We start from the raw sequence: 24,117 nt of genomic DNA, 5'->3' as shown, positions 1-24,117 counted from the left end.
CAAAACTCTCCTTTATAAAATGAAATGTTCCGCGTATTATTTAACCAAATCCTTACTCATTCGCTTTAAGAACTGCCTTGTTCTTTCTTCTTTTGGTGATTCAAAAATGGTTTGCGGATTACCATCCTCCACAATTAGACCATTTTCCATAAACACCACATGATTTGAAACATCCCGGGCAAAGCTCATTTCATGTGTGACGACAATCATCGTGACCCCTTCCTTAGCGAGGTCACGGATTACCTCGAGCACCTCACCCACAAGTTCAGGATCTAGCGCCGAAGTCGGTTCATCAAATAGGATGACTTCCGGATTTAAGGCAAGAGACCTTGCGATTCCGACCCTTTGCTGCTGTCCTCCAGATAATTGGTTGGGATAGAACTCAAGCTTCTCCCCCAGTCCAACCTTTTCCAAAACCTCGATGCTTTTTGCCCGTGCCTCTAATTTGGGCTGCTTATGAACCATAACAAGGCCTTCCATTACATTTTCCAAAACGGTCTTATGCTTAAATAAATTATAATGTTGAAACACCATCGCTGTTTTTTTACGAAGCTGATGAATATTCTTTTTACTCGGATCCGCGTAGTCCATTATGAATTCTCCAATTCTAATGCTTCCAGTCCTTGGCTTTTCTAAATAATTAAGACACCGTAATAATGTGGTTTTCCCAGAACCACTTGGCCCTAGGATCACGACCACTTCCCCTTTGTTTACAGTTAAACTTATATTTTGCAAAACCTCATGTTCCCCGAAAGACTTTGAGATATTACTCAACTGAATCATGCGACACCTCCTCTATTAAAACGATTGATGCGTAATTCAATGAATCTTGTCACCCGCTCAATTAAAATCGTTAATCCCCAATAGATAACGGCTGCAGCAATATAAGATTCAAAGAATTTCCAATTGCTTGACGCGACGATTTGGGCTTTCGCATTAATGTCTACTACTGACACGGCGAATACCAAGGTGGATCCATGGAGCATCCCGATTAAAAGGTTTGAAAAGTTTGGCACACTTGCGGCCATTGCTTGTGGAAAAACAATCCGCCGCAATGCCTGATAGGTAGACATTCCAATGGAATAAGCTGCCTCTAATTGCCCTTTATCCACTGCTAACAGTCCGGAACGAATCACTTCAGAAAGATAGGCACCTGCTGTGATCGAAAAGGATAGGTAAGCAAAGTCGATCATCGGGACCACAGAAGAAGTAAAGTTCCACCCAAAATAAGGCGCCAAACCATCCACTAAAGAGGAAACCCCGAAATAGATTAATAATAGATGCGTAATCATCGGAGTTCCACGAATAATCACGACATAAATATGTGCAATCGACTGCAAAATCGGAACTTCAAAGTATCGGACAAAGACCACGATTGTACCGACTATAAAGCCTGCTAATACAGAAACTGCTGTTATTTCCAAGGTTACTGGAAGTGCAGCCAAGATACTAAAGAATGCTGTCAGGATAAAACCGGGATCGAGTTTCATAACCGGGAACCTCCTTTCTGCAGCTTGATTCCCGATGGAATTAAATCGACTAGCAATCGTTTTTTTTCAACTAGCCTCATAGAAAATTGACCCTTGAATTCATATTTCAGCAGACGCCTTTCAAGATTCACAAATAATTTTTCCAATACTAGACTTATAGCTAAATAAATCAATGCGAGGGCCATATAGGTTTCTATAAAGTGCTGCGTTAATTGAGCCAGCGTTTGGGCTTTACCGGTTAAATCCATCACACCTAGGGTAAAGGCCAACGAAGTGTCCTTCAAATTGGCGATGACGAGATTAGCAAATACGGGTACCGCTATTGCAAATGCTTGGGGAATGACAATCCTGCTAAATGCTTGATACCCCGTCATCCCAATCGAATAGGCCGCTTCAACCTGGCCCCTATCAACAGAGAGAACGGCAGAACGGATTGCTTCAGAAAGAAAGGCTCCGCTGTTTAGGGCATACGTTAAAATGACAAACGCCAATATAGGTGTTTTATTGACGTTAATATGAAGCAAAAATAAAAGCTGAGGCAGACCATAATAGATTAGAAACAGCTGAATTAAAATGGGCGTACCTCGAAAAAATGAAATGTATACCACTGAAAATCTCTTCAAAACCGGTATTTTGTATATCCTCGGAAGGGCCGCAACCAGGCCGAAGATGAATCCAATAAGGATAGAAAAAATAACAATCAACAGGGTTGTATTTAAACACGTAATCAATTTGGGAATGTGGATGAAAACATAAGTAATATCGAATTTTTTACCCAATTTCTATTCTCCCTTTCGGCTATTTCTAAGTGTTACTTAGTTGTCACCAGATTGTTCGTATAATCCTGCCCGAGCCATTTCTTGCTTAGTTTCGAAAGAGTCCCATCGGCCTTTATTTTTTTTAAGGCCTGATCAATCTGATTCGCTAGTACTTGTTCCTTTTGATCATTTTTTCGAAAGACGAAATAGACACCGTTACTTGCCAGTGGTTCCCCTGCAATTTTCAGCTTACCTTGAGGGTCGATGAGGGAAAGTGAAAAATCTGCGCCAAGTGTAGCATCGACACGTCCTGAAGTGATCTGGCTGACCGTATCATTGGATGCCCCATTGGTGTACACGATTTGGATGGAATTGTTATGGCTTTTGTTATAGTTTTCCAGCAGATTCGCTTCCGCCGTAGTGGCTGTGGTTAACACTTTTTTACCTTTTAAATCATCGAGGGAATGGATCGGATGATTATTCGTTTTGGCAACAATAATATAGGTCTTCCAAAAGGCATAAGGCTCCTTATTAAACAAGTATTTCTGTGAGCGTTCTTCATTTTTCTCCATTTCATTCGATACAAAATCAATCTTATTGGTCGTTAGACTTAGAAGTAAGTTAGCAAAATCCATTGTTTGGAACGTGAACTTATAATCCGGAAGACGATCATCTATCTCTTTGACCAATTCGATATCAAAACCCGTCAATTTGCCATTCTGGTCTAAAAAGGTCACTTGAGGAAAAGAGGGGCTTGTTCCTACGATAATTTGTTGAGCACTTTCTGACGAATTAGAGCTAGCCTGATTGGTGGTGGATGTACTGCATCCACTGAAAACCAATAAAGTAAATATAAGAAGAAGACTAAGACCAACCTTTTTTTTCATTTTAAAATTCCTCCCTAATTTAAGTTTTAGTTTCTGGTAATCTAGTTATTTTGAAGAGATATTTCTGATATTGCTTCACTTAACAAAACATACGATTTTAGCCGATCTTTAAAATTTTGAACAGGAGTTAGAATAATCACCTCATCAAGGTCGTAAATATTTTGAATTTGCAGCAATTTCTCTCTGATCGTCTTTTTTGATCCGTGTAAAATGTTTGCCTCTTGAATTTCAATTCGATAACTTTCATTTGCCTGCTTTGCAAACAGCTCTGCATGCTCTATGCTCGCTACCGTTACACTTCTTCCACTTTCAAGATGAACCTTATAAATTTTCGAATTGGTAACCAGCTGCTCTGCCTCCTCATCTGTGTCCGCAACAATAACAGAAAGTGCAAGAGTAAAGGAGATGGACTCTGACTTTTTGCGTTGCTGCAGCCGGCTGAATACTTCGAACGCTTCATCAAGAACCGACTCATTGCTATTGAAGAAATGAGCAAAAACAAAAGAGTAACCCAACTCACCGGCAAGTTTTGCACTTCCTGCACTTGCCCCCAGTAGGAAAAGCTCTGCAGGGACGGTTGGAACAGGCTCAGCTCTCAGTCCATAAAAAGGATGGTGCGGTTCAAGAGTATCCGTTAAAAAGCTTTTAAGATCGATCAGTTTTTCCCATAACTCTTTTTTCTTTTCCGTTCCTCCTTCCTGAAGGGCCATTGTCGACAACGGGAGCCCGCCTGGTGCTTTCCCTACCCCGAGGTCAACTCTTCCAGGAGCCAAAGACGCTAAAACATTGAATGTTTCGGCAACCTTATAAGGGCTATAGTGCTGAAGCATTACTCCTCCCGAGCCAATTCGGATCGTGTTTGTTTTTCCGAGTAGATGCGAAATTAAAACCTCAGGAGAAGACCCGGCAAGGTTTGGTGCATTATGATGCTCTGAAACCCAGAAGCGATGATACCCTAAACTTTCAGCCTCTTGAGCCAATTTAATCGTATGGTTAAGCGCATTAACGGCGGTTTCATTATTAGCGATTACACTTTGATCCAATATGCTAAGTCGTAATCCCATGAGATTCCACTCCTTCATTTGATTTATAGGATTGTGCGGCTCACATTCTTTTCAGTAATAACTTTCAATGATGTTTCTAATCGCTTTTTTGCATCTACATCCAGCTCGTATCGATCGTTACCCAGCTTTTCTACTTGGCTGTCTAAAACGAATGCACCTTTTAAGATGTGGGTCGCACCAAGTGCAGAAAGCACAGGTTTTAGACCATAATCAATCATTAACAAATGGCCGAATGTGCCACCAATGGCAATCGGCAAAATGGTTTTATTTTCAAAGCTATTTTGAGGAAGCAGATCCAAGTAAGTTTTTAAAATCCCCGTAAAGGATGCTTTATAAACTGGAGTTAGAATCACTATCACAGTTGATTCTTCCACTTTATTATTGGCTTTTTTAATTACAGGGCTGTTAAAATTAACCCGAATTAAATCCTCAGGTGGAAGATTGCGGATATTTATTACCTCAGGAAGTAATGCCACCTTTTCAAAGTGTTTGATAACATAATCCAGTACCCCATTTAATCTTGTTTGTTCTGATGGACTTCCAGAAATAATGGTTACTTTACTCATTTAGTGATACACCCTTTCTTTTTCCAAAAATATAAAAGGCTCCTGTTTTTATACAGGAGCCTTTGGTGGACCAATCGGCATTTTTCAGTATTCTGCTCGTTAATCAGTTAGGCTTTCCCGCTTCTTTCGTCATTCTTGTATCATGTAATTGTTTTCTTTTTCGGAGCAAACCTATTTTTTTCGGTCCTCTCTACTTGCACTAGTTGACCATCATGGATGGTAATCACTAATGTCCCATATTCGATGTTCTTTAATGCCTTTACAATAAAATCGATTTTTTCTTGATCAACAGCCGCCAATTAACATTCCCCTTTCATTTGGCCCTAACAACCAATAGGTATTTTTTTGGTAATGGAACAAAAACTGTTAAACGACTCTGATTTCACAGACATCTGTCTAACAAAAAAGGCTCCATCATCTCATTTGTTTGAGATAGGAGCCTTCGGTGGACCGAACAGCAGTTTTCTTACTTATCCAACCTGTTTACTTGGTATTAAATCTTATAAAGTCAAATATAAATTCAGAATGTAAAACTGTCAACTAATTTTTTGAAAATTTTTAAATTTATCTTTTAAAACCAACTTGACTTATCGGAATAGTTGATAATATGATTAGTTTAATAAATTGCTGTTTGGTCATCCAAAGGCACTCAACCCAAAAGGTGTCTAGAATTTTCTATAGGAGGGATTTTTAATGGAGGAAAGATTTCCTGTATTAACGGGGGCTGAGCCAATTTTCATAAAAGGAAGTCAAGTTGGAATTTTGATTTCCCACGGATTTGGAGGAACTCCTCAAAGCGTCCGATATTTAAGTGAGTATATTGCAGCTAAAGGGTACACAGTTTACGCACCTAGATTAAAAGGGCACGGGACTCATTTTCATGACATGGAAAAGTGCACCTATCATGATTGGTTTCAAAGCCTGGAGGATGGGTATCACTTTTTACAGAAACATCGTGACGTGATCTTCGTTATAGGTCAATCCATGGGTGGTACATTAACTCTAAATCTGGCAAGTAAATACCAGGATATTCAAGGTGTTGTCATCATAAATGCAGCCATGACCACTATTCCTGATATGGAACGGTTTAAACATACACAGGAACCAAGGTTTATTGAGGAAGGATCTCCTGATATCAAAGCGAAAAACATCTATGAATTAACCTATACCAAAACTCCTTTAAAAGCGATACAACAATTGTTAGCTTTAATGGGCCAAACTCAAGGAAAACTTCAGAGGGTTATCTCTCCAACATTAGCCTTTCAATCGCTGGAAGATCATGTCGTTCCACCTAAAAATACTGATTTTATCCTCCAACATATTCAGTCTGATATCAAAGAAAATTTATACCTCTATAACTCTTATCACGTGGCAACCATGGATAATGAAAAGAAATTTATAGCAGAAAACTGCTGCCTATTTTTTGAAAAACACTCTAATAATACAAGATACATGAAGTCTCTTTAATAGACCTACGCAAAGTAAATTGAAAAGGAATGTCGGTTGCTTAAAATATAAATTATTTTAATTGACCTATCCGACATACGGAGGGTCATACCATATTACCAGCTTGATAGTCTATGTTCCCCCCCTTCACAAGCGCCTTCCACTTATTCAAAAAAGTCGCAAACATCTTTTTTTTGGACATGCATAAGATGGAATATCCATTTTTTGCTGAAAGGGATGTTTTTCCATGAATGAATACAGATCAAAGCTAACGGCTTCGCTGTACGCAACGATATCGATTAGTTTTTGGGGAGTGTCGTTTGTATCAACAAAAGCTGTGCTAGGGAAGCTTGACCCTTATTCGTTACTCGTCATTCGGTTTGGGATAGGAGCCTTATTTTTACTTTTGCTTTTACATATGCAGCGTAAACGTCTGCTCGTCTCTATTAAATACCTCCCTCATTTAATCGTTCTAGGTATACTAGGAGTATTTGTTCATCAAGTGCTCCAGGCAACAGCCTTATTAACAATCCATGCTTCATCAGCTGGATGGCTCATTTCACTTTCCCCCATCTTTACGGTCATCCTGTCCATTCTCTTTTTACACGAAAAGATGAGGTTATCGCGGGCTGTAGGAATGCTGCTGGCGATAACAGGTGTATTCCTCGTTACGACCACAAGAAGTGGACAATCCTTTCAATTGGACATGAATTTTGGCTTTTTTCTCATGATTTTGAGCACCTTGAATTGGGCTGTTTATTCAGTGCTGTTAAAAAGCTTAAGAATTCCATATCCTCCTCTATTGGTGACGTTTTATATGAGTTTAATAGGCTTGATTCTTACAACCCCGTTGATCATCCGCAACAGAGGTTGGGAATCCCTGTCCCGTCTTAGCCAAACAGAGTGGGCGCATTTATTGTTTCTTGGGGTATTTGTTTCGGGAATCGCCTATTGGTATTGGGGGAAGGCGCTCGAAGTTTTAGAGGCATCAAAGGTTTCAATGTTCCTTTATTTGGAGCCTGTCTCCACTTTAATTGCGGCAGTTTTGCTTTTACATGAAAAAGTTTTCTTCATAAGTGTTGCTGGAGGAATCATAATTATATTGGGGGTGATTATTGTTAACGGTCAGCTTGTGCCTATGTTGTTCAGCTTCTTCAGGAAAAAACATCTATAGGAGGAGAGCTTTGTGACTTTAACAACCAGGATAAAAAATGTTTTTGACTCATTAAAAAGTCCATCTAAAACCGATCTGAAAGAGGCTTTATTACAATTGAATATTACACTTGACGACCTTGCCCAATTACCGGAGCCCTCTAAGAGAATTCCTTACAACCGGAAACTTCTCTATAAAAATGATGAAGTTGAACTGCTTGTGATGAATTGGTCCCAATTAGAGTGTGCCCCTCATGACCATGGAAATTCCCACGGCTGGATTCAAGTCCTCTCTGGTACCTCAATAAATACAGTTTATGAGGTAAACGAAAACGGCTTGCCTGCCGAATTATTTCATCATTTCCATCATAAAGGGAAATTTTATTACGCACCGAAAAAAATCATCCATAAAATGCAAGCTTCAAATCAGTCCGATTTGGTCACTCTCCATCTTTATTCCCCGCCGATCACCGGAATGATGGTCTATGATTTACAAAAATGTGCTGCCTGTGTGGTATCGGATGATTGCGGAGCATGGTGGCCTGAGGAACAGTATCAGAAGGTGAAAGAGATCCAACTTAAGAGGGATGTTGTTTCAGAAGAATGACATGCCAAATAAATAAGAAAAAAGAGGATTTTATACAGATCTCCTCTTCTCATTAAAATATTCATGGTCACCTTATTTGTTCTTATTATTGTTACTTGATTTCGAATTATTGTTTTTATTGTTGTTTTTATTATTGCTATTGTTTTTGTTATTGCTATTGTTTTTGTTATTGCTATTGTTCTTATTATTGCTATTGCTATTCTTCGAGGATCCAGAGTTTTTATTGCTGTTGTTCGAGTTTTTTCCCATCATTATCACCCTTTCGTGAAAAAGAATTTCTTGCACTTGTAACTTAATATAGATTATTCAGAAGTGGAAAAAAATCACGAGACAAGGCAAAAAAAAGGCGCTATGAGACGCCTTTTTGTTTTGATCCAAATTTATTAAGCTACATGCTCATTAGTGTTGCGGGAGACATTGAATGATTTCGTAGCAAAGCTGACACCGAATGTAACAACTAGATTGATGACTAATGCGATAACCCCCACATTGAGGTCTTTCACAAATTGCGGAAGAGCAGGGAAGAGTGTCCCAACAGTAGATGCGCTTATTGTAATATAGGCAACCGTTAACACTCCAATAGTAATACCTGCAAAAGCACCTGCTTTTGTAATAATGTTCTTTTTAGACAAGCTAAATACCAATGCTGGGAACAATTGTGTTACAAGGCTATAACCCATTAATAACAAGGTTACCAGCGTGTCTCCACCTTTAAAAGTAAAGAATAATGCGATTAGTGCAACCACTGGTACTAAATTCTTGGCAAGTTTTGAAATTTGTTTATCAGAAGCTTTTGGTACAAAAACCTTATAAACGTTTTTCGCTAATAGAGTAGACGCTGCCATCATGATCATCGAACCAGGAACGATTGCGGTTAATAGGCCAGCGGCTCCGATTAATCCGACGACCCATGGATCAAATGTCTGCATGGATAGCTTTAATAAGGAAAGGTCGCCGTCTGCTCCCTCTAAACCTTTAACCTGAAGGATGGCCGCAAAACCTACAAAGAATACAAACAATAACACGAGTTGATAAAGCGGCATGATAATGGCATTTTTGCGGAAAACCTTTGAATTTTGTGCAGAATAGATCGACCCAAATGTGTGCGGCCACATATAGAAACCTAGCGCTGTTAAGAGCACCGTCGAAACGAACCAAGATGGACTTAATCCTGTTGCAGGAAGAGCAAGGAAACCGGGTTTTGCTGCCTCAATTGCTTCAAACATCGGCTGGAAGCCGCCATAATAATGGAATGGTAAATAAATTCCCAAGAATAAAACAACACCGAGAATCATGATATCTTTGATTACAGCTGTCCAAGCAGAGCCGTGAATCCCTGAGATCATAACGTAAACTGTAACGGAAATTACGCCAATCCAGATCGCTGCAGTGGATGAAATAGAACCACCAGATGCCTCTGAAACGATAATTCCTAAACCTTTAATTTGAAGGACAAGATATGGGATAAGAGCTACTACACCTACAATAGATACTAAAATACCAAGAGCAGGGCTTTTATATTTACTTACAAAGAAATCGGGTTGAGACATTAATTTTTTTTCTTTTGCATATTTCCAAATAGCCGGAAGTAACCAATAAGACATGATATAAGCTAAACAGCCGTAGCCTAAGATATAAAAAGTAGGACCGCCTTTACCGTAAGCCCAACCGCTACCACCCAGGAAGGTAAAGGTTGTATAAATTTCCCCCGCCATTAATAGAAATACGAAGATCGTTCCGAAGCCGCGTCCCCCTATAGACCATTGCTCAAGGCTCATTTCCTTGCCCTTTTGTGCCTGTACACCAAGGAAGATGGACAATGCTAAAAATCCGAAAATGATAATTAATGCTGTATTCATTAAATTTCCTCCTCCCTATTCGCTGGGTCCATTTTGAAAATGATTGCCATAATTCCTGAAGTAAGAACTACCCACAAGACAATGTAAAAGAGGATAAAAGGCATCCCGAATACGTAGGGAGTGACTTGATTGACAAAATAAATTCCTCCGAGTAAACCGATAAAAGGTAATATTGCTAGAATGTTCTGTATTTTCATAAAATACTCCCCCCATTTAATTGATTAAAAAGTAGTAATGATGATACGGAACCTTCCAGCATTTCTATATATTAGAAGGTTCCGTTGATCACTTAAGCTAAAAACTTAAAGGTGGCATGAAGGAATGTTTTTACACCGATCGCTAGTGCATCCTCATCGATTGTGAAGCGTTCGTGATGATGAGGATAAGTGATCCCCTGCTCCTCATTTCCCGCTCCAACATAGAAGTAACAGCCTGGAGCTTTTTCCATGAATGCAGAGAAATCCTCTCCACCCATATTGGGTCTCATCATATCAAGTGCTTCTTCTCCAAATACTTCCCGCACCGTTTCTTCAATGACCGCTGTCACTTCGTGATCATTGATCACTGGACGATAGCCAAATTCATATTTAAACTCGTAAGTCGCTTCATGTGCTTCGGTGATTCCCTTAATGACGCGTTCCATTTTTCCTGGAATGGTTTCACGGAGTGTTGAATCAAAGCTTCGCACTGTACCGCAAATTTTAACAACTCCAGGAATTACATTGTGCGTTGTTCCACCAATAAATTGGGTCACAGAAAGTACTAAACTATCCAATGGGTCCGTATTCCTTGATACAATATGCTGAAGGTTCGTTACAACCTGTGCTGCAACAGCGATTGAATCGACTGTTTGGTGTGGAAGTGCAGCGTGCCCGCCTTTTCCATTAACAGTAATCCAGAAGGTATCTGGAGCAGCCATCATCGAGCCGTAAACAACGCCCACTTTGCCTTTTTCAATCGGTGACCAAAGGTGTGTTCCGATTACAAGGTCAACCCCATCCATTACTCCCGCTTGAACCATTTCCTCTGCACCACCAGGGAAAAGCTCCTCTGCATGCTGGAACAAGAAACGAACTTCTCCTTTCATCTGCTCCTTTAGACCTGAAAGAATTTTTGCCGTACCAAGCAGCATGGCTGTATGACCGTCGTGGCCACAAGCATGCATGACACCAGGGTTTTGGGAGGCAAATTCGAAAGTGTTCTCTTCCTGGATTGGCAATGCATCCATATCTGCACGAATGGCAAGTGTTTTTCCTGGCTTAGAGCCAATCAATCGGGCCATCACACTCGTTTTTGTCGGACGGGAAATTTCCAAGTTCCCAAAGGATTGTAATGTATCATATATAAATTGAGCTGTCTTTTCTTCATGGAAAGAAAGTTCAGGATTTTGATGCAAATGCCTTCTCCAGGAAATCACTTGCGCTTTTGTTTCTTCTGCTAATTGATTCAGATCAACGATTGTGCTGACACTCATGTTTGTCATCTCCTATTAATTTGATGCTACATTCACTTTTTGGACTGCTAAATTTAATATCGTATGAAAAAGAACATTGGCTCCGTCTGTACAGTCTTTTTTCGAACTCCATTCAGCCGGATCATGACTGATTCCATTCTTTGAGCGGATGAATAACATCCCCATTGGACATAAATCGATCAACTGCATCCCGTCATGTCCTGCACCACTTGGAAGATATGTGGTTTGAAGACCTAATTTTTCAAAAGCGTCCTTTTCCGCATTCTTTACTAATTCAGAACAAGGGGCCGGTGCAACCCGCTGCAGTTCTTCAATCGTTAACTTAACCCCTTGAGCCTCACAAATCTGTCCAGCCTGTTCCCTAATCTTCTTCTCTACCTCATCGCGTACCGCTTCACTAATATCTCGAAGGTCTAATGAAAATTCGACCCGTCCAGGGATGATGTTGATTCCTCCCGGAAGCACCTGAACTTGTCCTACAGTACCAACAGTGGTTCCAGTCTTGGCCGCTTCAGCTTCAATCGCAAGCATCACTCTTGCTGCCGCAGACAAAGCATCATGCCTAATTGCCATCGGAGTCGTACCTGCATGTCCAACTTCTCCTTCTAAAATGAACTTGAGCCATAACGGGCCGGCAATTCCAGTAACAATTCCGGCTGAGAGGTTTTGACCTTCAAGTACTTTCCCTTGTTCAATATGAAGTTCGATATACGCTTTAACATCCTCAGGCAAGCGCTTTGCTTTACCTATTTCATCCGGCCGGAGTCCGTTCGCGACGAACGCCTCGGCAACCGTGATTCCCTGCTTATCCTTATTAAGCAATTCCTCCTGCGTTAGAGTGCCTGCGATTCCTCGGCTGCCAATCATACCAAAACTGAATCTTGCCCCCTCTTCATCCGTAAAAGCGATTACTTCAAGGGGATGTTCTGTTTCAATACCCTGTTCATTCATGACTTGGAGTGCATCAACCGCTGCTAATACACCAAGTGGTCCATCAAAATTCCCGCCATTGAAAACAGAATCTACATGGGAACCAACTAATACGACAGGTGCATCCGGATTTAATCCTTCCTTCCTGCCAATTAGGTTTCCAACCTCATCCTCCCGAACTTGCAATCCTGCTTCTTTCATAAATGCAGCTACTAGGTCTTTTGCTGCTCGTTCTTCAGCCGTAAAGGATAAGCGGGTGACTCCCCCCGTTTCTGTTTTTCCAATTTCACTTAGAAGCTGCAGTCTATTCCATAATCTTTCTTCGTTAATCAATGTTTTCTCCTTTCCGCCACAGTCGGTTTAAGATTTAATTTTTGTGGGCTTGTCCTTTATTAATTATTTTTATTATAAAACTTTTCAGAATATTTGTTATGTCATTTTCTACAAAGTTTTCAATAAACAATTTGTGAAAACACACAAAAACATCACAACAAAATGCCCTTAACCTCATATTTCCTTATAAAAACCACACATCCACCAGAATAGTTTGTTACAATAGACAAAAGAAATAAATTTTTACATTATTCCAAAATAATTAGATTGTGAGGTGCATGATGAAGGAAACTCTTAGCCATCGTCAACTGCAGTCATTAATTCATGTCTCCAATGTATTAAACTCTTCCCTGGATATCGATACCATTATTGATTCGATTATGGTGCAAACAGTTTCAGTCATAGATGCGGCCCATGGCGGTGTTTTATTCATTTATGACCCAAAACTAGATCTCCTTATCCCAAAGTCTGACAGCAACTTTACATCAGAAATTACTGGGGTAAGGTTAAAACCAGGCGAATCCATGACTGGTCTAGCATTTACCGCACAGAAATGCTTGATTTTCCATAACCGGACGGAAGTGGAAAAAGCTATGACAACTCTTTCAGCATCCAATTATTCACTAATGGATCAATCGATTCCAACGCTTCCTTATTCATCGATTTGCGCGCCGATTATGTTAAAAGGACAATGCATCGGAGTAATTACACTCGATTCTTTTGATCCATCGCTCCACTTTATCCCTGAAGATATTAATCTATTAACAGCGATTGCCCATCAAGCAGCTGTAGCTCTTGAGAAAGCGAATCTTTACAGGGAGCAAGAACAGACGGTGAGGCAGCTTGAATATTTAAATAATACGATAACAAAACAAAATGAAATGCTTTCCCGCTCGGTGGATATCCATAATAGACTAGCTGAACTTGTATTACACGGGGAAGGTCTTGATTCCATCATTACCTATTTGAACGAAACAACCGGACACACTGTTTTGTTGTTTGACGATCTTGGTGAATTGATTTCTAATGCTCATAAAAACACGCTTTCCATTGAGGAATTGTTAATAATAAGGGAAATGGCACAAGAATCAATTAAATCCCCCACAAACGTACGTTCATTTCATAATTTTCAAATGAAAAAGGCAAATCAGTGTATTACGGTACTTCCAATTGGTGCTAAGCCAACGCTTTATGGATCACTAATTATCGTTTCCAATGAAAAAATGCGCGATGTAGATTTTGCCGCCTTAGAGCATGCCTGTACCGTTATCTCACTAGAGCTGGTAAAAGAACAAGCGATATTTGATGCACAGGAAAAATTAAATGAGGAACTAATTGATGTTCTCTTTTCCGGTAAAATAGATGGCACCATTCTTCAAAAAGCAAAACAAATGGATTTCGACCCTATGGGGGATTATTTAGCTGTCGTGATCCATCTGGACGAAATGGACAATACTCATAAAAGGAGCAGCATCATCCGGCATCTTGTTCAATTGTGCAATCGAGCGTTTTTAAAAAATTTCTTAAAAGGAATGGCAGTCCGGAATCACGATCAAATCGTTGTACTCCTTACTTTTCAACAAAAAGTCTCAACATCGTACGCACACCATCAGGTAAAGGAGCTTGTATCAAAGTTCCAGCAGGAAATTCAGATGAAAAATTGGGGGACCAGTATTTCAATCGGAATTGGCCGAATCCACTCAAGTTTATTAAAGGTTACTAAATCAATGCAGGAAGCAGCAAAATGTCTTCAATTCCTGCAAAGTTACGGCGGGGAAAACCGGGTAGTCAGTTATAAAGATCTCGGTGTCCAAAGGCTTCTCCTTCAAAATACCGAGGAGGAACTGATTGATTTTATTATGGAAGTTCTAAGACCCCTGTTAGAATATGACCAATCCAGGAAAGGGGAGCTTCTCCCTTCTCTTTTCGCGTATCTTGACAACAATCAAAATGCGAAGGAAGCAGCTGAATCGATCCATGTTCATACCAACACCTTAATGTACCGTTTAAAAAGGATTGAAGAAATTCTTTCCACTGATCTATCGGACAGCCAACAATTTTTAAATATCCATCTGGCGGTAAGCCTTTATCCTTTATTGAAAGATAAGCTTACTCTACAGGTATAAAATAAGGCGCCCTAATTAGGATAGGGCGCCTTTCATTTATTTCCCGTTAGAATATCGACGGTTTTTGATGTTACATAAAGTGGATTATTTTGTTAAAAGTGGCTGACTGACATTTTCTACCCCAACCAAACCAAGAATGGTTAAAAAGATAGTTTGAACTCCATAAAAGGCATCAGTTGGATTATAAAATTCATCAAGTGTATGGCAGCCGCCAAACTCTCCGCCGCCTCCGAGGGTAACGGCCGGGATTCCCAGGCTGATGGGAACATTTGAATCAGTACTGCTTGATTCATCCAAATTGGGCTCAAGTCCAAGTGCAGCACAAGAGGCCAGTGCGGCCTGCACAATCATACTGTCTTCTGGCTGTGACCCAGCCGGTCTGTCGCCTACGAGTTTCATTTCCACTTTCATTTCATTTGTTTCCCATCGTTTATTTTCTTCTTCCGCAGCATTTTGAATGATCTCCATCACTTTATCTTCTAATTCCGTTAACGCAACCGGAGAATTGGAGCGCATATCGATTAGCATTTCCGCACGAGCTGAAATCGTATTGATGGAAGTTCCGCCCTGTATGGTGCCAACATTAAATGTCGTTTTCGGCTCTTTCGGAGTTTGGATATCACTGATCCTGGAAATAGCTCTTCCCAATGCATGGATGGCACTTGGCCTCCCAAAATCAGTAAAACTGTGTCCGCCCGGTCCGGTAAATGTCACATGGTACCTTCGGCTTCCCGTTCCGAGGTATGTAATACGGTCAGGTGCTCCAGGCTCGATTGAAATAAAACCGTCGATATCGCGGTTGTTTTCGAAAAGTGCCTTGACACCATTTAAATCCCCTAAGCCTTCTTCTCCTACCGTTGCACCAAAAACAATATCTCCGGTTGTCTGGATACCCGCTTTTTCAAAAGTCCTTAATAGAGTTAGAACAGAGGCCAGCCCTCTTCCATCATCAGAAATTCCTGGGGCATAAATCCTTCCATCCCGTTGTTTCGCTTTTACGTCCGTACCTTCGGGAAACACCGTATCCAGATGGGCAGAAACGACCAGCTTCGGTCCTCCCCCTATCCCTGGCCGGATCCCGAACACATTGCCCTGTTTGTCTACTACAACATTCTTTAGTCCATATTCTATTAATCTCTTTTGATAATCCAGACCACGCTCCTGCTCTTTAAAGGTTGGAGCAGATATTTCTGTTATCGCTATTTGTTCCAAAGTGGTGTTTTCATTATCCTGTTCAAGGAAATCAAGACCTGCTTTCACCTTCGAATCTCTTTTTAAAACATCAAAAATGGACTTTGTTTCCTTTGATACTAAATCTAATGCATTATGTTTGCTGTTCACAATCCTATTGGCCATTTGAGTTCCCCCTCGTTGGAATTTAGATTTGAATCTATCAATATATTCTCGCTATTCTAGAAATTTATCAACCCCTATTTTCTCTACTATATTTCGTATGGTTCATATGTTTCAATAAAAAAAGTGCAGTAATTTACTACACTCTAATTTGAATATTGATTTAAATGGCCGCTAAAACTTTCAATCCGAACTTCCGTCGGTGTAAGATTTGTATGTTTTTTAAAATATGTATCTGTAAACGATATCCTCATTTTGGAAGAACAGAAAATAAAAAGAGAAACGCAAGCGTTTCTCCTAATTAGTATGACAATTAGCGGCAATACCGTGTATCCGTTCCTGATGGGTGTACACATTTAGGCCGTTTTCACGGATAAATCCTACTACCGTTATTCCGAGTTCGTTTGCCAACCCGAGAGCCAGATTGGTTGGGGCAGATTTCGAAAGAATAATGCCCACTCCAATCTTGGCGGCCTTAAGCAGCACCTCTGAGGAGATTCTTCCGCTAAAGGCTATCAGCTTATCTTTCAATGAAAGACCGTTCATTATGCAGTACCCATAAAGTTTATCTAAAGCATTATGCCTGCCGATATCCATTCTGGATAAAACAATTCCGTCGGTTGTGCACAAAGCCGCATTATGAACGCCGCCTGTCCGCCTAAAATGGGTAGAACCTTCCTGTAGTTTTGCCATTAAACCAAGGCATTGCTTCGGTGAAATCGTTAAGCCTGTCTTTACAGTCTTGGCTGTTTTGACATCGTTGTGAAAGTAAAATTGGCGCCCTTTACCACAGCAGGAGCCAATAAAGCGCTTCGAATGAAACTCTTTTTGGACGGACATTTGGTTAACCAGGTCTACGTAGGCAAAGCCTCTGTCCTCATCAATATGAAGGGATTTGATATCTTGATAGATTCGAATGACACCTTCTGACGCTAAAAATCCAACAACCAATTCCTCCAGTTCCGATGGGGTGCAAACCATTGTGGCAAACTCGGTGCCATCTAAAATAATGGTTAATGCTGATTCAACGGCTATATCATCCTGTTCCTCAACAAATTCCTCGCCGATAAACCTGACAATGTTTTCTGAAACCATGATCTCCTTACACACCTATTTTCACTCCTTCCCTTTAAGAAGCTTTGTGCTTATCCGATCTCCGTTTCAAGATCAGGAATTTGTTTTTCCAAGTAACCGGTATCTTTCCGGGCATTGTATCGTTCTGCTTTTTCCAGATAGACTGTAATATTGTAATCGGGAATGCCGGAAAATTTCTCGTAACGGCCGCGCGGCAGCAGAAAGTTGCCTTCCGGGAAGTGCACTTCGATATTCCCCGGGGCAATTTCAACGAATTTCGCTGTGCCTTGGAAGACACCGAACCCGTTATAAACCACAATTCCTTCCCCTTCCACAATACTCAGTCTCTCCGCATCCTGTGCATTCATAAGGACATCATAACGTCCTGCTCCGTTTTGCGGATCCACCTCTTTATAAACCATGGAATTAAATTGCTTTCCTCTTCGTGTCGTAACGATAAATTGTTCAGGCTTGCGATTTAAATTGGGAATATCGACCGGAATTAAGCTCGCCTTCCCATCTTTCGTCGGACAGACGCCGTCTTCACATAACCAGGCGCCGCCCCACTGGAACACATCCCCCTGCTTTTTCAAGTGCTGGATGCCGTTATAATCTGGATTTGCTTTAGCAATTTCTTCGCGGATACTGAATCCGTTTTCAAAATCAACCATGTAAGCACTTTCTGGTTTCACGCGCTTCGCCAGATCGATATAAATCTTCCATTCTGTCCTGGCTTCTTCTATTCTATTTTTATTACCCGGAATCTCAGGCGAAAAATAAACCATTCGTTCTGTTGACGTACTGGTCCCGCCGTCTTCTTGTTCATACCGTGTTTTTGCCGGGAGCACAATAACTGCTTCTTTTGCATCAACCAATGTTGAAGTGTTTAAGATGATATCCTGATGAACCCGAACTTCCAGCTCAGATAAGGCTTCTTTAATAAAATCAGGATCCGGCATCGTTTCCAGGAAGTTTCCGCCCGATAAATAGTAGAGTTTGATTTTTCGCTCATGATTGTCAGGAAGGTCAATATTTTCCAATGTCACCCCGACAATATCCCCCTGCCATTTAGGCAGTTCAAAGCCCCAAAGCTGTTCGATCCGCTCGACATTGTTACGGTCCCAGCCACCGCCAGGCAGGCTGAATGGGTCTGCCCCCATTTCGCTGCTTCCCTGAACACTGGAGTGTCCGCGAAATGGCATCAGTCCGTTAAATTTGCTTCCAAGATGTCCCCTTAAAAGCGCCAGATTGGCCACCTGGGAGATATTATCGGTTGCAAACGAATGCATCGTAAGCCCGAGCGCCCAAGCATAGACGGCATTTTTACTGGAAGCCAGCAATTCGGCTAATTCAATAATTCGTTCTTTCACAACACCTGAGGATTCCACAATCCGCTCCCATGATTGCTCCCCGACTTTTTGCTTTAGTTCCTCATAGCCCTTCACATTGGCTTTTACAAATTCATGGTTAATCGCTGAACCAAATTGGTTTTCTTCCATAGTAAACCAATGTTTGATGATTCCGTGCATGAACGCAATGTCCCCGCCAATGTTGACTTGATAAAAATCATCGGCGACTTTGGTTCCGAATAAAGCAGATTCAGGGTTCGAAGGAATCCAATACTCATCCATCGCCGGTTCCCGGTATGGGTTGACGACAATGATTTTCGTTCCTTTTTTCTTTGCTTCCAACATATATTTGGTCGATACAGGTGATGAATTCGAAGCGACACTGCCCCAAAACAATAATACATCTGTTCCAATCCAGTCTAAATAATTGCAGGTGGAAGCCCCAACCCCAATGGAGCGTTTTAACGCCGTTTTACTCGGGGCATGACAGATCCTGGAAGCGTTATCAATATGATTGGTGCCAAGAAAACGAGCCACTTTTTCCGCTACATAATAGCTTTCATTAGTAATCCCGCGGGAGGTGAGATAAAAGGCATATTGCTTCGGGTCCAGTTTTTTCATTTTGTCTGCAATCAAATTCATTGCTTCATCCCATGTAATGCGGGAGAATTTCCGTTCACCGCTTCGACGGATCAATGGGTACGGAATTCTTCCAAGCTTGCGGAGCTCCGTACTGTCATATTCCCTTAATTCTTCGATATCGGCATGAAGGATTTCAGGGGTTATGGCAGGCATTGTATTGAGCCTTAGAACATTTAACCGGGTTGTACACAGATGCGGACCCTTTAGGGTTTGGTCGTGCATCCCTGATACACCAAGCGCGCAGCCGTCACACACCCCTTTTGATAGGATATTGGCAGCGTAACCGATATTATCTTTATTTTCCCAAAATACCTTCATGGTATCGCGAATATGCTTTGGTTTTATTTTTCCCAGTCCAAAAGGAATCGGACTGACCCAGTGTTTGGGCGCAGGGACTTTTGAGATGTTTTGCGGACCTGGATGTAAGGTTTTTCCCATTTAAACTCCTCCTTGAACAATATTCCAATAAAAAACCACCTGAGAAAACAATCATCCCAAAATATCAGAATGATAGATTCCAAGGTGGTTAACCTTTAACGGACCTCGCCGCCAATTATATCAACGGCATTCCTCCGAAAGCGGATACATTTCCTTCAATCATTTTTAGAGATGACAAATCGGTCCATCCTCGGTTAACACTACGTTGCTGTTGTTAATATTTTAATTGATTATTAAAATATTTGCAAATTCTCTTCCTTTACTCTTTTACAGCTTTAATGACCAGATACATGATGCAAAAGATATTTTTTAACCTCCCTTTCATTCGACACCCTTTTTATTTTTCAGGGTTTATAGTATTTCTATGGTTTTATAAAGAGAAGGGGGATCCATATGAAGTTATTAAAAAGGTTGTTTCCAATTACCATCATCATGTTCCTATTAGTTCTGTCTACTACCAGTTTGGAATCTTATGCAAAGACTACTAATTCCAAGCATGCTAAAGTAATTAAAGCAACCACTTATATCACCTCATTTAAATTAAAAAACGGGAAATGGGTTGGAAAATTCGACTACATCCAATGGTATGTTGGAAAGGCGGCCGATCGAGAGTTTCTAAAAGATTGCAAGTGTAGTAAAGATATGGACCATGCCCCTGATGGCTACTGGATCAGAAATGTAAATCCAAAGATTCGTACTTTTACCATCTCAAAGAACGCTCAATATATCTTGCAAACCCGTAATGACTACGCGATCAAATGGAATGAAAAAGTGACAAGATCCCAATTTCTCAAATTTTTGAAAGAAAGAAATCGTGACCACCAAATTCCTTTTCATATTGAGATAAAAAATAACGTCATCACGAAGATTACGGAACAGTATATCCCCTAACACTCATCAATTACTGATAAAAAGACCTGCTCTGAGGCTGAGCAGGTCTTTTTATCAGTAATTGTGGAAAAAGCAATACCAAATTCCAAAATATGACTTAAGTCACATAAAAGTGTTGACGAAGGTGACTACATTCGTCATTAAAGCCGCCATATAATCAGAGTGTAAGATAGAAAACAAAATAAAATTAAAATAAGCTCATGAAAAAGGAGAATGAAAAGTGAACGCATTACCAATGTATGGAATCATTCTTGTGATTGTAGGTTTGGTATTTTGGAGAAGGACCAGGGCGATGGTTCGTCCGATTCAAGGGTCAGGGATCAAAATAGTACTTCCGATCCTCTATCTAGTACCAGGGATTTACGCCCATTCGAGTTTTCATTTACATTTAAAAATATGGGAGATTGGCGTTGCATCGTTCATCGGTGTATTGCTTGCTGTTCCGCTTATGATGACGACCAATTATGAAATTCGACAAGATGGACAGATTTATGCACAAAAAAATAAATCCTTTTTTATCGCTTTGATTGCCGTCGTGGCAATTCGAATCGTATTAAGGCAATTTATTTCGGACATGGATCCGGCAAGCTTAAGTATGCTTTTCTTTACAGTCGCTTGCAGCTATGTGGTCCCTTGGGGAATTGTCTCCTATGTAAAATTTAGAAAGGTAAAACAGTCACGAGCTTTTGATAAAGAGACTCTGCCAATTAAAGCATAAATTCATATTAATTAAACTTCAATTTCTTCACACGCGGTAATCTTGGATATAATAAGAATCCTAATATGGCACCCATTTTAAATGAAAATATAAGCAAATAGATTTAAAGACCCTCTCAGAACCATTTAAATGATTTTTGAGATGGTCTCCTTTATCTGAACCATTTAAAAAGGATTTGTGAGGGCACAGTTATTAAAAATATAATAATGCCACTTTTTCTTTTGCTTCTAGGTTTTCAATCATCGAAAACCAGGACTCAGGTTTATTCGGTAAAACCGTATAATACCTTTTTAAAAACTTCACAATTAAGTCTGTGTCCAACTCGAAGATTTCCCCATTCATTGGAAGGAAACAAAGGTCAAGACCTGTTACAGCTTCCCCATCATTGTTCCAGGACGGATGAACATAAGGAAAATCAAGTCGTTTGTAGCCCAGGTGAGCCAGCACTTCCCGGCGGACATAAGGATCCATTGGCTTCACTCCGCCAAATTCATAATGTTCGACACGATAGGGATCATAGATTTCCGCGAACATACCTGATAATTTCTTACCATTAGCGGCCGCTAATTCATTCAAATCCACTAATCTTTTTTGTGCTAAAAATGGTCCAATCCCCAAACCGGCTTCTCCTATGATGGTAAAGTCAGTCATCGCAACATTAAAATCCTCATAATAACGATACTCGGTCGCCCCGACCACTTTTCCTTCATGATCGGCAACAAAAACCCGAATTCCCGGATCCTCCAAAGGTTCTTTCCAAAGTCCGAATTCTAAAACTTCCTCCTGTGGGAATACATCCTGCATTAATTGATGCATTTGTTTGAATAACGGATCTTCAATATTGGTAATTCTACTATATTCCATTTAATCATCTCCTTTTAACTGTGAAACGGATTTTTCCATTTCATTAATGTTCCGAAATTACATGATTCTTCATCATCTAAATAATCTTTTACTATTTTAACAGGTGTACGGCCGCATCGAAGTAAGAAAGTGATAACGGGATCTTTTAGCTCTCCTTTTACGACTGCATCGAGATATTGTTCAGGTGACATTTCCTTTGCTTGTTTATAATAACCCGGCATCCTGCCTCCACCGAGCAATCTTTCCAAACCCAGATGAACAACCACATCATACATCGAAAATATCAACCACTTGCCTAAGCCTAATTTTCGGTAAGAAGGACGCACGCTGATATCGACAACGTACAAAGTATTTCCATTTGGGTTATGGTTGCGAATATAGCCATTGTCTGTTATCTCTTCCCAGGAATGGTCTGGGTGGTCGGGATCAAAGTTAATGAGCAATCCTGTCATTGAACCAGCAATTTCTCCATTCACTTCAATGCACAAAGCTCCAGAGGGAAATAACGTCACATGGTTTGTTAACTGCTCTTCATTCCACCATAATTCGGATGGAAATGGGGGAGGAAAACTTTCCTGCTGAATACGAATTAAATCAGGAAAGTCCCTTTCCTCATAATTACGGATTACCACTGGGACAGGATGATCTTGGTTGAAAACGAAAAATTCTTTTCGATACACGATGCCCCTCCTATCTCTACTATGTTTCCCAATCCGGGTATAGATCTGTTCGGCGGTCGCGCCATGTGGTAACAGATCCCTTTTCACGAACTTGATATAATAACTCTAAATCAAGATCAGCTGTGACAATCATATCTTGATTCAATTCCCCTTCTACTGCGATTCCTTTAGGTGGGAATGGAATGTCATTCGGAGTAATGATTGCTGCCTGGCCAAAATTTGCACGCATGAAATCAACGGTTGGCAGTGAACCTACCGTACCCGTCGTTACGATATATACTTGATTTTCAATGGCTCTTGCATGGCTTGTATAGCGAACCCGATGAAAGCCGTGGCGATCGTCCGTGCATGATGGACAGAAGATGATGTCTGCCCCTTTCGCCTTAGCCATTCGGACGATTTCTGGAAATTCGATGTCATAACACGTTAACATGGCGATTTTTCCTTTTTTTGTTTCAAAAATCTCAAACGATTCTCCAGGACTCATATTCCACTCATTTACTTCAGTCGGAGTAATGTGAAGTTTTGCCTGTTCTCCTACTCGTCCATCCGGGTAAAACAAATGGGCAACGTTATAAATTCGGTCATTTTTACGGATCACATGAGTACCACCGACAATGTGCATTTTATATTGTTTAGCTAAATTTATAAATAATGAACGATATTGTTCAGTAAAATCAGGTAATTCTTGGATGGTTAATGCTTCACCTTTATTATTGCCAACAGACATTAGCTGCGTGGTGAAAAATTCAGGAAAAATGATAAAATCCGATCCAAATTCTTCTGCTGTTTTTATATAATGCTCTACTTGGTTGGCAAACTCATTAAAAGAATGAATCGTGTGGAGATGATATTGAACTGCTGAAACTCTTAATTTCATTGGTTCCCTCTTCCTCTTTCATTATTAGTATGTAATCCTATTATTATCGAAATTAACAAAGCTAACAAGCTAAAGAATTAAAAAGACAGGAGATCTTAACTCCTGTCTCTTTTGTCTTACTTTTTTGATAATGATTTTTAAGAACCCATTGGTAATAAATATTTGGTCACTCTGATCCAAGGCATAGTGGTTTAGATTGCCTTTAATTCGAAACAAGGATCATTATAGTACACAATCTCTGAGAGAATTTTACTACCCTGAATATTCTTCAAAGCTTCTCTTGCTTCCTTTTCGGTGTTAAATTCATACATAATAATGGTTTTTTCCTTTGAATATACAGTGATAGTCCACATTGAAAAATTCCCTCCATTTGAATACTTACCATCTAAATACTACCATGAATTTTGTTTAATTATGACTGTTTTTTTGTTAAAATTTTGTAATATTATTATTCTTTCTATAATTTCCCTCCCGATATTTTATGTCTTCGATAGTAATATTTTATTGTGTTTTTACCAACATAACAATATTATTAT

Annotated in this window: 24 protein-coding genes; 6 read left to right on the top strand and 18 right to left on the bottom strand. The window is 40.2% G+C overall.

Features of this window, described 5'->3' with window-relative positions; translation table 11 throughout:
- Nucleotides 1-36: 36 nt before the first annotated feature.
- From ACZ5XR_RS08860 to ACZ5XR_RS08830, 7 genes are all read right to left on the bottom strand, one after another.
- Nucleotides 37-783: an amino acid ABC transporter ATP-binding protein gene (locus ACZ5XR_RS08860; protein WP_464501294.1), complete on the bottom strand. Its 747-nt coding sequence runs from the start codon at nucleotides 781-783 to the stop codon at nucleotides 37-39.
- Nucleotides 780-1,490 (bottom strand): amino acid ABC transporter permease, encoded by a 711-nt coding sequence (locus ACZ5XR_RS08855; RefSeq protein ID WP_464501293.1) that lies wholly within the window; start codon nucleotides 1,488-1,490, stop codon nucleotides 780-782. The genes ACZ5XR_RS08860 and ACZ5XR_RS08855 overlap by 4 nt, the downstream gene beginning before the upstream one ends.
- A complete protein-coding gene (locus ACZ5XR_RS08850; RefSeq protein WP_464501292.1) occupies nucleotides 1,487-2,269 on the bottom strand; it encodes an amino acid ABC transporter permease in 783 nt (260 codons plus the stop codon). Before ACZ5XR_RS08850 ends, ACZ5XR_RS08855 begins: the two co-directional genes overlap by 4 nt.
- A 32-nt stretch (nucleotides 2,270-2,301) precedes the next feature.
- Nucleotides 2,302-3,135, bottom strand: a complete 834-nt coding sequence (locus ACZ5XR_RS08845; protein WP_464501291.1) for a transporter substrate-binding domain-containing protein — start codon at nucleotides 3,133-3,135, stop codon at nucleotides 2,302-2,304.
- A gap of 41 nt (nucleotides 3,136-3,176) precedes the next feature.
- A complete protein-coding gene (locus ACZ5XR_RS08840; protein ID WP_464501290.1) occupies nucleotides 3,177-4,199 on the bottom strand; it encodes an LLM class flavin-dependent oxidoreductase in 1,023 nt (340 codons plus the stop codon).
- Nucleotides 4,200-4,222: 23 nt separating this feature from the next.
- Nucleotides 4,223-4,765 (bottom strand): NADPH-dependent FMN reductase, encoded by a 543-nt coding sequence (gene ssuE / locus ACZ5XR_RS08835; RefSeq protein WP_464501289.1) that lies wholly within the window; start codon nucleotides 4,763-4,765, stop codon nucleotides 4,223-4,225.
- A 140-nt stretch (nucleotides 4,766-4,905) separates the two neighbouring features.
- Nucleotides 4,906-5,064: a YezD family protein gene (locus ACZ5XR_RS08830; RefSeq protein WP_464501288.1), complete on the bottom strand. Its 159-nt coding sequence runs from the start codon at nucleotides 5,062-5,064 to the stop codon at nucleotides 4,906-4,908.
- Nucleotides 5,065-5,458: 394 nt separating this feature from the next.
- Here ACZ5XR_RS08830 and ACZ5XR_RS08825 point away from each other — a divergent pair, with 394 nt between their 5' ends.
- From ACZ5XR_RS08825 to ACZ5XR_RS08815, 3 genes are all read left to right on the top strand, one after another.
- A complete protein-coding gene (locus ACZ5XR_RS08825; protein WP_464501287.1) occupies nucleotides 5,459-6,232 on the top strand; it encodes an alpha/beta hydrolase in 774 nt (257 codons plus the stop codon).
- A 226-nt stretch (nucleotides 6,233-6,458) separates the two neighbouring features.
- Nucleotides 6,459-7,385: a DMT family transporter gene (locus tag ACZ5XR_RS08820; RefSeq protein WP_464501286.1), complete on the top strand. Its 927-nt coding sequence runs from the start codon at nucleotides 6,459-6,461 to the stop codon at nucleotides 7,383-7,385.
- Between the two features lie 12 nt (nucleotides 7,386-7,397).
- Nucleotides 7,398-7,970 carry a cysteine dioxygenase gene (locus ACZ5XR_RS08815; protein WP_464501285.1) on the top strand — a complete coding sequence of 191 codons (573 nt, stop codon included), beginning with the start codon at nucleotides 7,398-7,400 and terminating at the stop codon, nucleotides 7,968-7,970.
- A 383-nt stretch (nucleotides 7,971-8,353) separates the two neighbouring features.
- Here ACZ5XR_RS08815 and ACZ5XR_RS08810 read toward each other — a convergent pair whose 3' ends face one another.
- From ACZ5XR_RS08810 to ACZ5XR_RS08795, 4 genes are all read right to left on the bottom strand, one after another.
- Nucleotides 8,354-9,829 (bottom strand): sodium:solute symporter family protein, encoded by a 1,476-nt coding sequence (locus ACZ5XR_RS08810; protein WP_464501284.1) that lies wholly within the window; start codon nucleotides 9,827-9,829, stop codon nucleotides 8,354-8,356.
- Nucleotides 9,829-10,026, bottom strand: coding sequence for a DUF3311 domain-containing protein (locus ACZ5XR_RS08805; RefSeq protein ID WP_464501283.1), 198 nt, complete (start codon nucleotides 10,024-10,026; stop codon nucleotides 9,829-9,831). The genes ACZ5XR_RS08810 and ACZ5XR_RS08805 overlap by 1 nt, the downstream gene beginning before the upstream one ends.
- A 92-nt stretch (nucleotides 10,027-10,118) precedes the next feature.
- Nucleotides 10,119-11,303: a M20 family metallopeptidase gene (locus ACZ5XR_RS08800; RefSeq protein ID WP_464501282.1), complete on the bottom strand. Its 1,185-nt coding sequence runs from the start codon at nucleotides 11,301-11,303 to the stop codon at nucleotides 10,119-10,121.
- 15 nt (nucleotides 11,304-11,318) lie between these two features.
- Nucleotides 11,319-12,566, bottom strand: coding sequence for a hydantoinase/carbamoylase family amidase (locus ACZ5XR_RS08795; RefSeq protein ID WP_464501281.1), 1,248 nt, complete (start codon nucleotides 12,564-12,566; stop codon nucleotides 11,319-11,321).
- A 278-nt stretch (nucleotides 12,567-12,844) separates the two neighbouring features.
- On the opposite strand from ACZ5XR_RS08795, the gene ACZ5XR_RS08790 reads away from it, so the two are divergent.
- Nucleotides 12,845-14,692 (top strand): helix-turn-helix domain-containing protein, encoded by a 1,848-nt coding sequence (locus ACZ5XR_RS08790; RefSeq protein ID WP_464501280.1) that lies wholly within the window; start codon nucleotides 12,845-12,847, stop codon nucleotides 14,690-14,692.
- An 84-nt stretch (nucleotides 14,693-14,776) separates the two neighbouring features.
- Here ACZ5XR_RS08790 and ACZ5XR_RS08785 read toward each other — a convergent pair whose 3' ends face one another.
- From ACZ5XR_RS08785 to ACZ5XR_RS08775, 3 genes are all read right to left on the bottom strand, one after another.
- Nucleotides 14,777-16,048 carry a M20/M25/M40 family metallo-hydrolase gene (locus tag ACZ5XR_RS08785; protein WP_464501279.1) on the bottom strand — a complete coding sequence of 424 codons (1,272 nt, stop codon included), beginning with the start codon at nucleotides 16,046-16,048 and terminating at the stop codon, nucleotides 14,777-14,779.
- A gap of 294 nt (nucleotides 16,049-16,342) precedes the next feature.
- Nucleotides 16,343-17,140 carry a formate dehydrogenase accessory sulfurtransferase FdhD gene (gene fdhD / locus ACZ5XR_RS08780; protein WP_464502267.1) on the bottom strand — a complete coding sequence of 266 codons (798 nt, stop codon included), beginning with the start codon at nucleotides 17,138-17,140 and terminating at the stop codon, nucleotides 16,343-16,345.
- Nucleotides 17,141-17,190: 50 nt separating this feature from the next.
- Nucleotides 17,191-19,548: an FdhF/YdeP family oxidoreductase gene (locus ACZ5XR_RS08775; RefSeq protein ID WP_464501278.1), complete on the bottom strand. Its 2,358-nt coding sequence runs from the start codon at nucleotides 19,546-19,548 to the stop codon at nucleotides 17,191-17,193.
- Between the two features lie 393 nt (nucleotides 19,549-19,941).
- Between ACZ5XR_RS08775 and ACZ5XR_RS08770 the strand changes: the two genes are divergently transcribed.
- Together ACZ5XR_RS08770 and ACZ5XR_RS08765 are read left to right on the top strand one after the other, a co-directional pair.
- Nucleotides 19,942-20,439 carry a hypothetical protein gene (locus ACZ5XR_RS08770; RefSeq protein ID WP_464501277.1) on the top strand — a complete coding sequence of 166 codons (498 nt, stop codon included), beginning with the start codon at nucleotides 19,942-19,944 and terminating at the stop codon, nucleotides 20,437-20,439.
- 220 nt (nucleotides 20,440-20,659) lie between these two features.
- Nucleotides 20,660-21,157: a cytochrome c biogenesis protein CcdC gene (locus ACZ5XR_RS08765; protein ID WP_464501276.1), complete on the top strand. Its 498-nt coding sequence runs from the start codon at nucleotides 20,660-20,662 to the stop codon at nucleotides 21,155-21,157.
- Between the two features lie 192 nt (nucleotides 21,158-21,349).
- On the opposite strand, the gene ACZ5XR_RS08760 is transcribed toward ACZ5XR_RS08765, so the two are convergent.
- From ACZ5XR_RS08760 to ACZ5XR_RS08745, 4 genes are all read right to left on the bottom strand, one after another.
- Nucleotides 21,350-22,021, bottom strand: a complete 672-nt coding sequence (locus ACZ5XR_RS08760) for a GNAT family N-acetyltransferase (RefSeq protein ID WP_464501275.1) — start codon at nucleotides 22,019-22,021, stop codon at nucleotides 21,350-21,352.
- A gap of 14 nt (nucleotides 22,022-22,035) precedes the next feature.
- Nucleotides 22,036-22,701 (bottom strand): GNAT family N-acetyltransferase, encoded by a 666-nt coding sequence (locus tag ACZ5XR_RS08755; protein ID WP_464501274.1) that lies wholly within the window; start codon nucleotides 22,699-22,701, stop codon nucleotides 22,036-22,038.
- Between the two features lie 19 nt (nucleotides 22,702-22,720).
- On the bottom strand, nucleotides 22,721-23,581 hold the full coding sequence (locus ACZ5XR_RS08750) for a carbon-nitrogen hydrolase family protein (RefSeq protein ID WP_464501273.1): 861 nt from the start codon (nucleotides 23,579-23,581) through the stop codon (nucleotides 22,721-22,723).
- A gap of 191 nt (nucleotides 23,582-23,772) precedes the next feature.
- Nucleotides 23,773-23,934 (bottom strand): hypothetical protein, encoded by a 162-nt coding sequence (locus ACZ5XR_RS08745; RefSeq protein WP_464501272.1) that lies wholly within the window; start codon nucleotides 23,932-23,934, stop codon nucleotides 23,773-23,775.
- Nucleotides 23,935-24,117 lie beyond the last annotated feature (183 nt).

The sequence above is a fragment of the Neobacillus sp. Fa239 genome (genome assembly GCF_055395235.1).
Note: the sequence above shows the minus strand (reverse complement) of the source record. Positions and strands in the feature narration are given on the sequence as shown.

Excerpts from the sequence above, each read along its gene's own strand:
- ACZ5XR_RS08860 (WP_464501294.1), bottom strand. The coding sequence starts at position 783 with ATGATTCAGTTGAGTAATATCTCAAAGTCTTTCGGGGAACATGAGGTT.
- ACZ5XR_RS08855 (WP_464501293.1), bottom strand. The coding sequence starts at position 1,490 with ATGAAACTCGATCCCGGTTTTATCCTGACAGCATTCTTTAGTATCTTG.
- ACZ5XR_RS08845 (WP_464501291.1), bottom strand. The coding sequence starts at position 3,135 with ATGAAAAAAAAGGTTGGTCTTAGTCTTCTTCTTATATTTACTTTATTG.
- ACZ5XR_RS08840 (WP_464501290.1), bottom strand. The coding sequence starts at position 4,199 with ATGGGATTACGACTTAGCATATTGGATCAAAGTGTAATCGCTAATAAT.
- ssuE (WP_464501289.1), bottom strand. The coding sequence starts at position 4,765 with ATGAGTAAAGTAACCATTATTTCTGGAAGTCCATCAGAACAAACAAGA.
- ACZ5XR_RS08825 (WP_464501287.1), top strand. The coding sequence starts at position 5,459 with ATGGAGGAAAGATTTCCTGTATTAACGGGGGCTGAGCCAATTTTCATA.
- ACZ5XR_RS08820 (WP_464501286.1), top strand. The coding sequence starts at position 6,459 with ATGAATGAATACAGATCAAAGCTAACGGCTTCGCTGTACGCAACGATA.
- ACZ5XR_RS08810 (WP_464501284.1), bottom strand. The coding sequence starts at position 9,829 with ATGAATACAGCATTAATTATCATTTTCGGATTTTTAGCATTGTCCATC.
- ACZ5XR_RS08805 (WP_464501283.1), bottom strand. The coding sequence starts at position 10,026 with ATGAAAATACAGAACATTCTAGCAATATTACCTTTTATCGGTTTACTC.
- ACZ5XR_RS08800 (WP_464501282.1), bottom strand. The coding sequence starts at position 11,303 with ATGAGTGTCAGCACAATCGTTGATCTGAATCAATTAGCAGAAGAAACA.
- ACZ5XR_RS08790 (WP_464501280.1), top strand. The coding sequence starts at position 12,845 with ATGATGAAGGAAACTCTTAGCCATCGTCAACTGCAGTCATTAATTCAT.
- ACZ5XR_RS08785 (WP_464501279.1), bottom strand. The coding sequence starts at position 16,048 with ATGGCCAATAGGATTGTGAACAGCAAACATAATGCATTAGATTTAGTA.
- fdhD (WP_464502267.1), bottom strand. The coding sequence starts at position 17,140 with ATGGTTTCAGAAAACATTGTCAGGTTTATCGGCGAGGAATTTGTTGAG.
- ACZ5XR_RS08775 (WP_464501278.1), bottom strand. The coding sequence starts at position 19,548 with ATGGGAAAAACCTTACATCCAGGTCCGCAAAACATCTCAAAAGTCCCT.
- ACZ5XR_RS08770 (WP_464501277.1), top strand. The coding sequence starts at position 19,942 with ATGAAGTTATTAAAAAGGTTGTTTCCAATTACCATCATCATGTTCCTA.
- ACZ5XR_RS08760 (WP_464501275.1), bottom strand. The coding sequence starts at position 22,021 with ATGGAATATAGTAGAATTACCAATATTGAAGATCCGTTATTCAAACAA.
- ACZ5XR_RS08750 (WP_464501273.1), bottom strand. The coding sequence starts at position 23,581 with ATGAAATTAAGAGTTTCAGCAGTTCAATATCATCTCCACACGATTCAT.
- ACZ5XR_RS08745 (WP_464501272.1), bottom strand. The coding sequence starts at position 23,934 with ATGTGGACTATCACTGTATATTCAAAGGAAAAAACCATTATTATGTAT.